The sequence below is a fragment of the Paraburkholderia ginsengiterrae genome, from assembly GCF_001645125.1.
Classification (GTDB): domain Bacteria; phylum Pseudomonadota; class Gammaproteobacteria; order Burkholderiales; family Burkholderiaceae; genus Paraburkholderia; species Paraburkholderia ginsengiterrae.
The window spans coordinates 26,457-40,159 of record NZ_LXKA01000347.1; the positions used below are offsets into that span (position 1 = coordinate 26,457).

12 protein-coding genes are annotated in these 13,703 nt (G+C 65.1%); 10 read left to right on the forward strand and 2 right to left on the reverse strand.

Going from position 1 to position 13,703, the window contains the following annotated elements; translation table 11 throughout:
* The first annotated feature begins 98 nt into the window (after positions 1 to 98).
* Positions 99 to 1,103 (forward strand): L,D-transpeptidase, encoded by a 1,005-nt coding sequence (locus A6V37_RS29850; protein ID WP_064265816.1) that lies wholly within the window; start codon positions 99 to 101, stop codon positions 1,101 to 1,103.
* 19 nt (positions 1,104 to 1,122) lie between these two features.
* On the opposite strand, the gene A6V37_RS29855 is transcribed toward A6V37_RS29850, so the two are convergent.
* Positions 1,123 to 1,995 carry a DMT family transporter gene (locus tag A6V37_RS29855; protein ID WP_064286624.1) on the reverse strand — a complete coding sequence of 291 codons (873 nt, stop codon included), beginning with the start codon at positions 1,993 to 1,995 and terminating at the stop codon, positions 1,123 to 1,125.
* Positions 1,996 to 2,075: 80 nt separating this feature from the next.
* On the reverse strand, positions 2,076 to 3,635 hold the full coding sequence (locus A6V37_RS29860; RefSeq protein WP_064286614.1) for an ABC1 kinase family protein: 1,560 nt from the start codon (positions 3,633 to 3,635) through the stop codon (positions 2,076 to 2,078).
* Between the two features lie 226 nt (positions 3,636 to 3,861).
* On the opposite strand from A6V37_RS29860, the gene A6V37_RS29865 reads away from it, so the two are divergent.
* The 9 genes from A6V37_RS29865 to A6V37_RS29905 all read left to right on the forward strand — a co-directional run bounded on the left by A6V37_RS29865 (position 3,862) and on the right by A6V37_RS29905 (position 13,360).
* Entirely contained in the window at positions 3,862 to 4,617 is a 756-nt protein-coding gene (locus tag A6V37_RS29865; RefSeq protein ID WP_064286616.1) for a DeoR/GlpR family DNA-binding transcription regulator, read from the forward strand.
* Positions 4,618 to 5,107: 490 nt separating this feature from the next.
* Positions 5,108 to 6,199 carry a 2-aminoethylphosphonate ABC transporter substrate-binding protein gene (gene phnS / locus A6V37_RS29870; RefSeq protein WP_064265672.1) on the forward strand — a complete coding sequence of 364 codons (1,092 nt, stop codon included), beginning with the start codon at positions 5,108 to 5,110 and terminating at the stop codon, positions 6,197 to 6,199.
* 127 nt (positions 6,200 to 6,326) lie between these two features.
* The gene (gene phnT / locus A6V37_RS29875; protein ID WP_064265814.1) at positions 6,327 to 7,427 is read left to right on the forward strand and encodes a 2-aminoethylphosphonate ABC transport system ATP-binding subunit PhnT; all 1,101 of its coding nucleotides are present in this window, start codon (positions 6,327 to 6,329) and stop codon (positions 7,425 to 7,427) included.
* Positions 7,405 to 8,349 carry a 2-aminoethylphosphonate ABC transporter permease subunit gene (locus A6V37_RS29880; RefSeq protein ID WP_064286618.1) on the forward strand — a complete coding sequence of 315 codons (945 nt, stop codon included), beginning with the start codon at positions 7,405 to 7,407 and terminating at the stop codon, positions 8,347 to 8,349. The genes phnT and A6V37_RS29880 overlap by 23 nt, the downstream gene beginning before the upstream one ends.
* Entirely contained in the window at positions 8,339 to 9,202 is an 864-nt protein-coding gene (phnV, locus tag A6V37_RS29885) for a 2-aminoethylphosphonate ABC transport system, membrane component PhnV (protein WP_064286620.1), read from the forward strand. The genes A6V37_RS29880 and phnV overlap by 11 nt, the downstream gene beginning before the upstream one ends.
* A 76-nt stretch (positions 9,203 to 9,278) precedes the next feature.
* Complete coding sequence (locus A6V37_RS29890; RefSeq protein ID WP_064265813.1) at positions 9,279 to 10,013, forward strand: phosphonate utilization associated transcriptional regulator; 735 nt, start codon at positions 9,279 to 9,281, stop codon at positions 10,011 to 10,013.
* Between the two features lie 56 nt (positions 10,014 to 10,069).
* Positions 10,070 to 11,335: a phosphonoacetate hydrolase gene (gene phnA / locus A6V37_RS29895; RefSeq protein ID WP_064265669.1), complete on the forward strand. Its 1,266-nt coding sequence runs from the start codon at positions 10,070 to 10,072 to the stop codon at positions 11,333 to 11,335.
* Positions 11,332 to 12,783 carry a phosphonoacetaldehyde dehydrogenase gene (gene phnY, locus A6V37_RS29900; RefSeq protein ID WP_064286622.1) on the forward strand — a complete coding sequence of 484 codons (1,452 nt, stop codon included), beginning with the start codon at positions 11,332 to 11,334 and terminating at the stop codon, positions 12,781 to 12,783. The genes phnA and phnY overlap by 4 nt, the downstream gene beginning before the upstream one ends.
* A gap of 4 nt (positions 12,784 to 12,787) precedes the next feature.
* Positions 12,788 to 13,360, forward strand: coding sequence for a phosphonate degradation HD-domain oxygenase (locus A6V37_RS29905; protein ID WP_064265667.1), 573 nt, complete (start codon positions 12,788 to 12,790; stop codon positions 13,358 to 13,360).
* Positions 13,361 to 13,703 lie beyond the last annotated feature (343 nt).

Here is a 13,703-nt window from a genome sequence, read left to right on the forward strand (position 1 = left end):
TGCTCCATTACGCGATGAACTACCCCAATCGGCCTGGCCGGCCAGGACTGGACCGCCTGACGTTCGCCTCGGTGGATCGTCGGTGCGAAGTGGCGTTGATGCCGTATTCAATCCCCGTGCCGGGCGTCACGCCCGCATGGCAAGTTCTCCGCCGCCTCGCGCGCGCGTTGGGCACCGCTTTCTGCGTGCTCTGCTGCGGGGCAGCGATCGCGGCGCCGGCGCCCGGAGCGGCCCCGGCGCCGCGGCCGGCGTCAGCGCCGAGACCGGCAGGTCGTGCCGTGCCGGCCATCGACGCGTCGAAGGTCGCGGCGCCCGATGCAGCCGGCGTGGTCGATCCGCGTCGCGCATTCCTGTTGCGTGCCGTGTTCGCGCAGCACGTCACACGCAAGCTAAGCGTGCCGGCAGCCGAGCAGCGAGCCTACGCGGACCGGCTGCAGGCGGTGCTTGGCGCCAACACGCTGGGGGATCTGTCCGGCGAGTATGTCGTCCTGGTCGACCGCAATGCCAACGTGCAGGCACTGTTCATCTATTTCCGCGCCACGCCGGCCGACACCTGGCAGATGATCGGCGCGGCACCGGTGTCGACCGGGCGGCCCGGCGAGTATGACCACTTCATTACACCGCTCGGCGTGTTCGAGCACACGCCCGCGAACATGGATTTCCGCTCCGAAGGCACGCAGAACGAAAACCATATCCGCGGCTACGGCAAGCGCGACATGCGGATCTTCGACCTCGGGTGGGCGCAGGGCGAGCGGGGCTGGGGCAAGGGCGGCATGTCGCAGATGCGTTTCCAGATGCACGCCACCGACCCCGACCGGCTCGAGCCGCTCCTCGGTATTCGTCATTCGAAGGGCTGCGTGCGGATTCCGGCGTCGCTCAATACGTTTCTCGATCACTACGGCATTCTCGACGCCGAATATGCCGCGCTCGTCGAGTCGGGTAAATCGCTGTGGGTGCTGAAAAGCGACCGTCAGGTGACGCCGTGGGCCGGGCGTTACATCGTCGTGGTGGATTCGGAGCGCAAGAGCCGTCCAGCGTGGGCGCCCGCGCCGGGCAGCAAGGCGCGCGCCAAAGTGCCGGCCGGCGCGGACACGGCGGATTGATGCGTGGCTGCTGCGCGCTTCACGAGCGCGCCAGCAGCACACCAACAAGGGCGAAGGCAAAGCCCGCAATCTGCACCGGCAGCAGCGTCTCGCCGAAGCCGAGATAGCCTTCGAGCGCGGCGAGCGGCGGGGCGAGAAACAGCAGCGCGGTGGCGCGCGCCGCGTCGCCACGCCGGACCATCCACACCAGCAAGGTGACGCTCACGCCGGAGAGCATCACGATCCCCCATGCGAGCGAAGCCCACAACGTGGCTGAGGCAATCCAGCGATGCTCGCCGAGCGCCAGTGCAAGCACGGCCGCGACGAGCGCCGCGCCGAAATTCTGGATTGCGCTCGCGCTGCGAATATCGGCTTTCGCCAGCGAGCTCTTCTGAAACAACGTGCCGGCCGTGATCGCGCCGACCGCGACAATCGAGATCAGCACGACCAGCCACGCGGGCGCGGTGCCGAGCGGCGCCGGCGGCGTGGCCGACGCCAGTTTCGGTTGAAGCACCAGCACGACGCCGGCGAGGCCGAGCGCCATGCCGTACCAGCCGCGCCGCGACAGCCGCTCGCCGAAGAGCGGCGCCGCGACCGCGGCCGTGGCGAGCGGCTGCAACGCGCCGAGCAACGCCATCACCCCGGCGCTCAGGCCTTGCGCGACCGCCCAGTAGCCGGCGCCGAGATAGACGCCCTGCAGCAGCGCGCCCGCCATCAGATGTTTGCCGAGGTCGCGGCCGCGCGGCCACGCAGCGCGTGTAGCGAGCGCAACCAGGGCGAATATCGACGCGGTGCCGCCAAAGCGTGCGAGCAGGAAAAGATTGGGATCGGCGTACGGCGTAATCGCGCGGGCAACCACGAAACCGGTCGACCACAACACGACGAAGACGGCGGCGATCAGGGAGGCGAACATCGGTAAGGGCGGCGTGAAAAAAACCGCTATCTTGCCGGGATGCGGCAAGCGCGTCTTGTTCCAGCCTGCACTCAGCAGGATCACTGCATCAGCAGGACGGCCCCCGCGCCGATCACGCCCCCGCATACCGCGCATGCCCACAGCAGCACGCGCGTGCGCCGGTATTCGCGGGCGACGGCCGCCAGCAACCGCGCATTCTGCTGAGGGCTGCGCGCGCGATCGTGCTCATGCTGCAGATAGCGCACCGCCAGTTGCGGCAGGCGCGGCAGCATATGCGCGAGATGCGGCAACTCGCGCGAAAGCCGCTTGATCCAGCCGCGGTGATCGAGATCGCGCCGCGCGATTTCCGCGAGCACGCCGCGCGTGATATTCCACGTATCGACACCCGGATGCAGCGCGCGCGCCAGCATTTCCGCCTGATGGAACGAGCGTTGCGCGTTGGCGAGGCGCCCGGACACGGCGCCGTCGAATGGGTGCACCGCATGCAGCAGATGCTGGAACAGCGAGCCCGCCGAACGATCTTCCGGGTTGGCCGCGAAATGCGCTTCGGCGCGAGTGCGCAACTCGGCTTCGAGCATCTCCGCGCGCGTGTCGTGCGGCACGTGTCCCGCATCGCGATGCATTTCGGCAAGCCGCCCGTAATCCTGATCGAAGAGGGCGGTCGCGCCATGCACGAAGAACTCGCGTTCGCCGGTCGACAGACTGGACATGACCGAGAATTCCGCCAGCACGAGCCGCCCCAGCGTGTCCGGCTCGATGCTGACGCGCACGCGGCGCGCGTCGAGCGTGGCGTGAAAGAAGCCGTGCTCGAAGGCCTGTTCGGTGACCACTTCGACGATATGCGTGGCGAGCGGCGCGAGCTTGATGTGATGCGCGTGCAGGCCGGGCAGGTCGCTGGCCGGCAAGGTGCTGATACGCTGCATCGTCAGCGTGTGGGCGGTGCAGAGATCCCAGATCACGTTGGGGACGATGATGCGCGCGTCGCCGTCGAAGTGATGGCCGGTCTGGCTCAGATTGGCGGCTTCCGCGCGCAGGTCGAAGCGGCGCAGGATCTCGTCGGTGAAGGTTTGCGCCAGCGCGCGCAATTGCAGGCGGCGCGCGCTGCCGGAGAACTTCTCCAGCCAGCGGGCGACCCAGCGCAGGAGCGCGAGTTCGTCGCCGATCTGCTGCACTTGCTCGGCGCGCACCAGTTTGATCGCCACCTCGCTATGGCCGTTGACCGGCACCAGCAGCCGCGCGAAATGCGTCTGCTCGGCAAAGCCGCCGCGCACCGGCACCAGATCGACCGCGCTGAACAGGGTGGCAAGCGGGCGGCCGAAGGCGCGCGCCAACGCCTGTTCGGACTCGTGGGGAGGCAACGGGGCTTCCATGTGATCGATCGCCTCGATGGCGTCGTGCACGGTGCCGGTGGCGAGCTCGGGCCGTTCGGCCAGCGTTTCGGCGAAGCGGCTCGCGAGCGGCCCAAGCGCCGGCAGCACGCCGTTCAGGCTGCGGCCGCTCTGACTTGCGGTGTGCAGGCGGCCGAGCAGGTCGATCATCCAGTGCAGTTTGTGCTCGCGCGGGGCGGCAAGCCAGATCAGGCGCGCGCCGTAGCGCAGTGCGTGAAACAGGAGCAGTAGACGGCGAAACAGTGGCGGCATTGGCGGTTTGTTTGACGGGCCGCGCGGTTTCGATAAGCATCGACAGGCATCGACAGGCATCGACAGGTATCGACGGACTTGCGCGCACGGCCAAGGCGTCAGGTTAGCAGGTAAGTTGGCCGGTGAGCGGGTTCGGAGGAGCATCTGTGCGCCTTGCGTAATACAATACGGCGGCCATCTCCACCCTTCGCGAAACCCAAGCGTGCCGGCTTCCGGCCTTCCTCAGATGCTCGCAGAACAACGTCACCAATACATTCTGGCGCAAGTCGCCAAAACCGGCGCGCTCTCGGTCGCGGAGCTGGTGCGCGAACTGAACGTGTCGCGCGAGACCATTCGCCGCGATCTGAATGCGCTGGCCGGGCGAGGTCTGCTGGTCACTACGCATGGCGGCGCGTTGTCGAGCGACCGGCGCGAGCCTGACCTCGAGACTCGCGAAGCCGCCAACGCCGGCGCGAAGCGCGCCATCGGCGGGCGCGCGGCGGAGTTCGTGCCGGACGGCGCGTCGCTGATCATCGACTCGGGCAGCACCACGCAGGCCGTGGCGCGGGCGCTGCTCGACCGGCACCGGCTGTCGGTGTACACGAACGACTGGCGCATCGCGCTCTTGCTCGGCCGCCGCAATGACAACCGTGTCACTTTGCTGGGCGGCGAATTGTCGGATAACGAAGATGCGACCTTCGGGCTCGACACGGTGCAGCAACTCACGCAATACCACGCGGATTTCGCTTTCATCGGCGCGGGCGGGATTTCACCGGACGGCTTTGTGACCGACTACACCCGCATGGCCGCCGAAGTGCGCAGCCGCATGATCGCCGCCGCCGACACGGTGGTGATCGTCGCCGACCACTCCAAGTTCGGCCGCGTGACGCCGGTGCGGATCAACGGTATCGAGACGGTGCGCTATCTGGTGACCGAGCTGGCCCCCGAGCGGGCGCTCGGCAAGGCGATCACGGCGCACGGTTTGGAAATCCTGATCGCCTGAGTACCTGAGCGCCTGAGCGCAAGGCGGCCAACGCACCGGCGCGCCGGCACCCCGTCGCTTGCCCTCCCACTGACATCTCCCGGCGATATTGTCGAGCAGACCCGGACCCACGAGGTTCGGGCCGATTTCCGGTCATCCGCCGGCTTCCGTCCTCTTCTGAACCTTCGCCATCCAGACTCGCAACCAGTAGACTGGCTTGGATATTATTGGCGAATTGTGTCGTTTTTTGGTTTTATGCAGAATCGTCATGGCGTTGTCACGGAAACCGGTGATCCTTGCCGTGCCCGATCAGGCATGGCTGGCAGCGCAAATGTCGTAGATGGGCTGTAAGTCAGGCAGGAGAAGAAGCAGTAAAGTTGTCGGCAATCTGCAATCCGCACGGCAACATGCTGCGGGCAACACGCAAGAGGCGCGGCGCTACCGCCGTCCAATCACAACAGGTATCGGGATATCCCGACCGTCTGGTTTTTTGCCTTTCGGAGAGAGCGACATGACAAAGACGAATTCCCTACACGCCACGGCCGGCCTCGCACGCAAACTGTTGCCGGCGCTGGTTGCCGCTGCGGCATTTGGCGGCGCTGCGATGCAAGCCCATGCGGCCGACGCAGTGGTGCTGTACACCGCCGACGGTCTCGAAAACCTCTACAAGGACGTGCTGCCGGCCTTCGAGAAGCAGGAAGGCGTGAAGGTCAACATCGTCACGGCGGGTAGCGGCGAAGTGGTGAACCGCGCCACGATCGAAAAGGATCAGCCGAAGGCCGACGTGATCGTCACGTTGCCGCCGTTCATCCAGCAAGCCGATCAGAGCGGCCTGCTGCAGGCTTACCAGAGCGCCAACTACAAGAACGTGCCGGCGATCGCCAAGGCGTCGAACGGTACGTGGGCGACCTTCGTGAACAACTACTTCTCGTTCGCGATCAACCCGGAAGTCACCAAGACCGAGCCGAAGACGTTCGCCGACCTGTTGCACCCGGACTTCAGCGGCAAGGTTGCCTACTCGAACCCGGCTACGGCGGGCGACGGCATGGCCGTGATCATCCTGACCTCGTCGCTGATGGGCGAAGACAAGGCATTCGACTATCTGAAGAAGCTCGAGCAGAGCGCCAAGTTCCACACCAAGGGCACGGGCTACCTCGACGTGCTGCTCTCGCGTAACGAGATCGCCGTCGCCAACGGCGACCTGCAGATGGATCTGGACGACGCGGCCAACGGCGGCCTGTCGCTCAAGCCGGTGTTCCTCGCAGCAGCGCCTGGCGGCCAGCCGACCACGTTCCAGCTGCCGTACGCGATTGGTCTGATCAAGAACGGTCCGAACCAGGCTGAAGGCAAGAAGCTGATCGACTACCTGATGTCGACGGACGTGCAGGCGAAGGTGCCGGACATCTTCGGCATTCCGGGCCGCACGGACGTGCCGCTCGCCGGCAAGAACGGCGAAGCAGTCAAGCAGGCTATCGCGGGCGTGAAGCTGATTCCGGTTGACTGGAACCAGGTGATGGCGAAGAAGGCCGACTGGACTGCGCGCTGGAAGAACGACGTGATCGGTTCGTCGGGCAAGCAGATCGAAGTGGTCAAGCCGAAGTAAATCGCCGTTCGCTGCTTAGGCACTGCTAATGCAGTGCTCAGGCAGCGTTAAAGCAGTGGAATCAGGCGGCGCTTCGGAGTGTTCCGAGGCGCCGCGTCAGCATGAATTTTGTTGGAGGATGAACCCGGTGAATACGGCCAGTCTTGCTCACCCAGGCGCGCTCGGCGCCTCGCCAGACGCGCTCGATGCCGCGCGTTCGAACACGCCGGGCGGCGTGCAGATCGACCATCTGACGGTGCGTTTCGGTTCGCGCACCGTGCTCGACGACCTGTCGTTGACCATCCAGCGCGGCGAATTGCTCACCGTGCTTGGCCGCAGCGGTTGCGGCAAGACCACGCTGCTGCGCTTTATTGCCGGGTTTATCGAAGCCGACGGCCTGTCGGGCACGCTGACGGTAGCCGGTCACGATCTGACGCACGTGCCGCCGCACAAGCGCAATCTCGGCCTGCTGTTCCAGAGCTATGCGCTGTTCCCGCATCTGTCGGTGTTCGAAAACGTGGCCTTCGGCCTGCGCGCGCGCCGCACACCGTCCAAGGACGTCGCGCGGCGCGTGGCCGACGCGTTGAAGCTCGTGCAATTGGGCGACGCCGGGCACGTGATGCCCGCGCAGCTCTCGGGCGGCATGCAGCAGCGCGTGGCGCTCGCGCGCGCGCTCGTGATCGAGCCCGATGTGCTGCTGCTCGACGAACCGCTTTCCGCGCTCGACGCCAATCTGCGCGCGTCGGTGCGCTCTGAACTGAAGGCGCTGCATGAGCGCCTGCCGAATCTGACGATCGTCTGCGTGACGCACGACCAGGATGACGCGCTGGTGCTGTCCGATCGCACACTGCTGATGCGCGAAGGCCATATTGCGCAGCTCGGCACGCCGCAACAGCTGTACGACACACCGGCCGACGGCTTTGTCGCGCGCTATCTGGGGGCAGCCAATCTGCTGCCGCCGCAGGTCGCCTTCAGCATGACCGATGCGCGCTACAACGAGCGCGACCGGGTGGCCTGTCTGCGTCCCGAGGCGCTGCGCATCGTGCCGCTCGGCGAAGGGCAGTTGCACGGCGCGGTTGCGTCGGTCGAATGGTATGGCGCGGTGTTGTCGGTATCGGTCGTGCTGGACGCGATGCCGAACGAACCGGTGCTGGTCCATATGCAGCGCGGCCACGGCATGACGCCGGAAAAGGGCGCGCGCATTTCCCTGCATTACGAGGCAGACGATGTCGTCCTTATCACCCCCTGATACGCCCAATCCGCTCGGCACGGCGGACGCCGATGCCCGCCGCAGGGCCAGCGCGGCCGCTCACACCGCCTCGGTGAAACGCCGTGAACGCGCGGCGCAATGGCATCTTCTGTTCCTTGCTGTGGTCGTGCTCGGACCGCTCGTCATCTATCCGCTCGTGCGGCTCGTGCTGCTGAGTCTGACCGGTCCGCACGGTTTGAGCGTGCAGGCCTATTCGGCGTTCTTCGGCAATCCGGAAACGAGCGGCGTGATCGGCACGGCGTTGTGGATTCTGTTCGCGAGCGCCGGGCTCGCGTCGCTGCTCGGCATCGCGCTGGCTTCGCTGCTGTTTTTCAAGCCGTTTCCCGGCGCGCGGCTGGTCACGCGCTTCCTCGAATTGTTCGTCGCGTTCCCGTCGTTTCTGGTCGCGTTCACGCTGATCTTTCTATACGGTTCGCAAGGCTCCGTCAGCATCGGCTTGCAGAAGCTCTTTCATCTGCAGGCGCCGCCGCTCGATTTCCTGTTCGGCGTAGGCGGCGTGATTCTCGCGGAAGTGGTGTTCTACGCACCGTTCGTCGTGCGTCCCACGCTGGCTTCGTTCGCCACGCTCGACATGCGTCTGATCGAGGCCGCCCGCAGTCTCGGCGCGAACGGCTGGATGGTCGCGTTCAAGGTGATCTTGCCGCTCGCGTGGCCGGGCATCGCCGCGGGCACGATCCTGTGCTTTCTGCTGACGCTCAACGAGTTCGGCATTCTGCTCGTGCTCGGCAGCGCGCATCTGATCACGCTGCCGGTGGCGATCTACAGTTCCGCCACCGTCGACCTCGATCTGCCGACCGCCGCCGCCGGCGCGGTCGTGATGCTGATCATGTCTTTGTCGCTGTACGCGTTGTACCGCCAGGTCAACCGTCGCAAGGTGAAAGGAGCGGGCCATGGCCGTTGAACTCGACCCGACCGTTTTGCCGGTCATGCACAAGAAATCGCGGCCGGTGCGCCGCAGCCTGGTGGCGCGCATGCTCGGCAGCCTGTTTCTCGGCTTTGCCGCGCTGCTGTGCTTCTGGCTGTTCGTGTTGCCGGTGCTGGTCGTCGCACTGTCTAGCGTGGCGGCGCACTGGTCCGGCACGATCCTGCCCGAAGGGTTCAGCATGCGCTGGTTCGAGCGTCTCGGTTCGAGCGACTTCGACGCGCTTCGGACCAGTCTCGAGATCGGCATGGGCGTCGCGGTGCTCGGCACGATTCTCGGCCTGTGGCTCGCGCTCGCGCTCGAAGGACGCGACCGCCGCGGTCTCGGCGCTGTAGTCGACACGATCGCGATGATGCCCAACGGCGTGCCGAGCGTGGTGCTCGGGCTCGCCGTGCTGATTGCGTATCACAAGCGTCCAATCGATCTGTCGAGCTCCGCGGCGATCGTGGTGTTCGTGCAGCTCGCGCTGGTGCTGCCGTTCTGCTACCGCTGCGCGGCGGCCGCGCTGCGCCCGGAACTGACGATCCTGCGCGAGGCAGCGGCGAGTCTCGGCGCGCCCCCTTCGATGGTGTTGCGTCGCGTCGTGCTGCCGCAACTCGTGCCGGCAATACGCGCAAGCCTCGCGCTTGGCTTCGCGCTGTCGCTCGGCGAACTCGGCGCCACGCTCACCGTCTATCCGCCGGGCTTCGCGACGGTGCCGATCGTAGTCGTCGGCCAGGTGGAGCGCGGCTATTACCTGCCGGCCTCCGCGCTGTCGCTGATCCTGCTGCTGGTCTCGCTCGTGGCGCTGTTGCTGATCGCGGCGCGCGTTCCAGGCCGCCGGGCGGACTGACGGGCAACTTCTGAGGCGTGAGCATGCGTGCCATGGCGATACACATGCTCATATCGATGTGGCGAAATTTGTCAAAATGACCGAAAATATGCAAACTGCTTCTGTCGATCCGATCGAGGTTGTGCGCAGACATTCACTGACGGCGCTGGTCCGCGACGAAATCGAACGGCATATCACCGAAGGCGCGCTGGCGCCCGGCGACAAGCTCAACGAGGCCGACTGGGCCACGCGTCTGCAGGTGTCGCGCGGGCCGGTGCGCGAGGCGTTTCGCGCGCTGGAACAGGCCGGTCTCGTGCGGACCGAGAAGAATCGCGGCGTCTTTGTGCGCACGGTTTCGCTCGCGGAAGCGGACGAGATTTACGCGGTGCGCGCGGTGCTCGAAGAGGCGGCGTGCCGGATGCTGGCGGCGCGTATCGACGCACCCAGGCTCGCGGGGTTGCGCGAATGGCTCGACGCCATGCGCGAGGCGCTCGATGCCAACGATCACGATGCCTATACGCGCGCTAACGTGGCGTTTCACGACGCGATCGTGGCGGGCTCGGGTAACCTGAAGCTGTATGAGACGTATCGAAGGCTGGTGAGCGAACTGAGCCTGTTCCGGCGGGCCGCGCTGGTGGTGCACGCCGACGCCATGGAGCGCTCGCTGGCCGAGCATCGCGCGATCCTGACGGCGCTGGCTTCGCGCGATGCCGAGCACGCCGCGGCGCTGATGCATGCGCACGTGAACGGCGGCTTGCAGCGCGCCCATGCGGCGTGCGAAACGGCGGCGCCGCTGGGTGTGGTGCAGGTGCTGCCGGCTTCGAACGATTGAGATAGTTGCAACGGACTGACTACAACACGCGTGCCTGGCACGCATGGAAGGCAAGCATGGCAAACACGAGCGAACGTATCATCGAAGTCAATGGCCGCAGCTACCGGCTACCCACGCAACCGACGGTGGTGGTGTGCGTCGACGGTTGTGAATTCGATTATCTCGAGGCCGCGGTCGCGGCCGGCGTTGCGCCGTTCCTCGGCAAGATGCTCAAGGGCGGCGGCGCGTTCAAGGCCGACTGCGTGATTCCGTCGTTCACCAATCCGAACAATCTCTCGATCGTGTGCGGTGTGCCGCCTTCGGTGCACGGCATCTGCGGCAATTACTTCTGGGACCCGCAAGCGAATGGCGGCGAGGGCGCGGAAGTGATGATGAACGATCCCGCTTATCTGCGCGCCGGCACCTTGCTGGCAGCGGCCGCCGAAGCGGGTGCAGCGGTGGCCGTCGTCACCGCGAAAGACAAGTTGCGCCGGCTGCTCGGCTGGCAGATGAAGGGCATCTGCTTCTCGGCGGAAAAAGCCGACACGGTGACGCTCGCGGAAAACGGCATCGACGAAGTGCTCGACCTGGTCGGCATGCCGGTGCCCGATGTCTATAGCGCTGGGCTGTCCGAGTTCGTGTTCGCCGCCGGAGTGCGGCTCGCGCAAACGCGCCAGCTCGACCTGATGTATCTGTCGACGACCGATTACATCCAGCACAAGTGGGCGCCGGGCACGGAAGGCGCGAACGCCTTCTACGCGATGATGGATGGCTACCTCGCGAAGCTCGACGCGCTCGGCTGGGTCATCGGCCTGACCGCCGACCACGGCATGAACGCGAAGCACGATACGGAGACCGGCGAGCCGAATGTGATCTATCTGCAGGACGTGCTCGACGACTGGCTCGGCGCGAAGAAAGCGCGCGTGATCCTGCCGATCACGGATCCTTACGTGGTGCATCACGGCGCGCTGGGGTCGTTCGCGACGGTTTATCTGCCGCGCGATGTGAGCGTCGCGCAGGTGATCGAACGGATCGGCGGGTTGCAGGGCATCGAACTCGTGCTCGACAACCGCGCGGCGTGTGAACGCTTCGAGCTGCCGTCGGACCGCGTCGGCGATATCGTCGTGGTCAGCACGAAGCATGTCGTGCTCGGCACGCGTCGCGCCGATCATGACCTGTCCGGGTTGACTGTGCCGTTGCGTTCGCACGGTGGTATTTCCGAGCAGGAAGTGCCGCTGTTGTTGAACCGCCGTGTCGAAGCACTGCCGGCCGCAAGCGAGGGTAAGCGGCTGCGCAACTTCGATGTCTTCGACATCGCCCTGAATCGCGTGTCGGCATCATGAACACCACGCTGCGGGACCATCCGGCTTTCCGGGCGGAAGCGCTGCGGCTCAAAGGCGAGCGTGCGACGCGCTCGCGCACGCTCGACGTACTCGATCCTTATACGGGCACGCGCGTGGGTACAGTCCCGCTCGCGAGCGTCGACGATGTGCGCGCGGCGTTCGAGTACGCCGCCGCCTATCAGGCGAAGCTCACGCGTTACGAGCGCTCGCAGATTCTTGAAAGCGCGGCGGCGTTGCTGCGTGAGCGGGCCGAAGAAGCGTCGGATCTGATTTCGCTCGAGTCCGGTTTGTCGAAGCAGGACTCGCGCTATGAAATCGGCCGCGTGGCCGATGTGTTCAAGTTTGCCGCGATCGAAGCGTTGCGTGACGACGGGCAAAGTTTTTCCTGCGATCTCACGCCGCATGGCAAGAAGCGGCGTGTGTTTTCGCAGCGCGAGCCACTGGCCGGGGTGATCGTGGCGATTACGCCCTTCAATCACCCGATGAACCAGGTCGCGCACAAGATCGCGCCGGCGATCGCGACGAATAACCGGATCGTGCTCAAGCCGTCGGAAAAGGTGCCGCTGTCGGCGCTTTATCTCGCCGACATCCTCTACGAAGCCGGTTTGCCCGCGCCGATGCTGCAGGTGCTGACCGGCGATCCGCGTGAAATCGCCGATGAGCTGATCACGCATCCGTTAGTGGAGCTCGTCACGTTTACGGGCGGCGTGGCGATCGGCAAATACATTGCGGCCAAAGCGGCGTACCGGCGCGTGGTGCTGGAACTGGGCGGCAACGATCCGCTGATCGTGCTCGACGACGCCGATCTCGAGCGCGCGGCAACGCTTGCCGTGCAGGGTTCATACAAGAACTCCGGGCAGCGGTGCACGGCGGTCAAACGCATGCTGGTGCAAAAGAGCGTTGCCGCCGATTTCACGGATCTTGTCGTCGAGAAGACGCGGGCCTGGTCGTTCGGCGATCCGTTCGATGCGTCCAATCAGATGGGCACCGTGATCGACGCCGCGGCGGCGCAACTGTTCGAAGCGCGCGTGAACGAGGCAGTGGCGAACGGCGCGCGTCTGCGCATCGGCAACCAGCGCAACGGTGCGCTGTATTCGCCGACGGTGCTGGACGGTGTCGATCCGTCGATGACATTGGTGCGCGAGGAAACCTTCGGCCCGGTGTCGCCGATCATCACCTTCGACACGCTCGACGACGCGATCCGTATTAGCAACGGCACGGCGTTCGGGTTATCGTCGGGTGTATGCACGAATCGCCAGGACGCGATCACGCGCTTCATCAACGAGCTGCGCGTGGGCACAGTCAACGTGTGGGAGGTGCCTGGCTACCGGATCGAGTTGACGCCGTTCGGCGGTATCAAGGACTCCGGGCTTGGTTATAAGGAAGGTGTTCAGGAGGCCATGAAGAGCTTCACCAATCTGAAGACCTTTTCGTTACCGTGGGAGTAAGAGCGTGGCATTGAGTCTGAACGACATCCGTTCCTTGTTTGAGCAATATGGTGGTCTGGCATATAGCGGCGAGCCGGTGACGCAGCTCGAACATGCTTTGCAGAGCGGCGCGCTGGCGGAAGAGGCGGGTGCCGGCGAGGAGCTGGTCGCCGCGGCGTTTCTGCACGACCTCGGGCATCTGCTCAATCTGCAAGGCGAGACACCGACGGAGCGGGGTATCGACGATCTTCATCAGTATTTCGCGCTGCCTTTCTTGCGGCCGATCTTGTCGAACGCGGTGCTGGAGCCGATCCGTATGCACGTCGACGCCAAGCGCTGCCTGTGTGCAATCGACGCCACTTACTTTGGCCAGCTGTCCGCCGATTCGGTGCGGAGTCTGGAGTTGCAAGGCGGCATCTTCAGCAGGGAAGAGGCTGAGGCGTTCCTGCAGAAGCCCTACGCGGAAGACGCATTGCGCCTGCGTAAATGGGACGATCGCGCCAAAGACGCGAGCCGCGTGACGCCGGATCTCGATCATTACCTAGGCGTTGTCGAGCGAGCGATGCTTAAGCACGCGGCTGCTTCTGTTTCTGTTTGAGACCAGGCCGCGCAGGCGAATATTGCGCCTGCAGATCTTCTGATTTCTTCGCAATTTCTTCGTCATCTTCGTGCGGTTTCTGGCGCAATTCATGCACGTCAAAATAACGCTTGCAAGGCGCTCGCGGGCTCGCTAGAATCTCGCTCTTTCGTGCTTCGGACAACGGGGCGCGGGAGGCGGGAGAGCCAGCAGTGGCAAGGCTTTCGGCGCGGTGGACAGGTTTGAAAAGCTGGAAAAAACCTGTTGACGGCGTAGCGAAAGTTCTTCATAATCTCGTTTCTCTGCTGCTGATGCAGCGACGCAGAACGAAGCGGTGCCGGGTGGTTGAAGTGCGGTGCCGGTT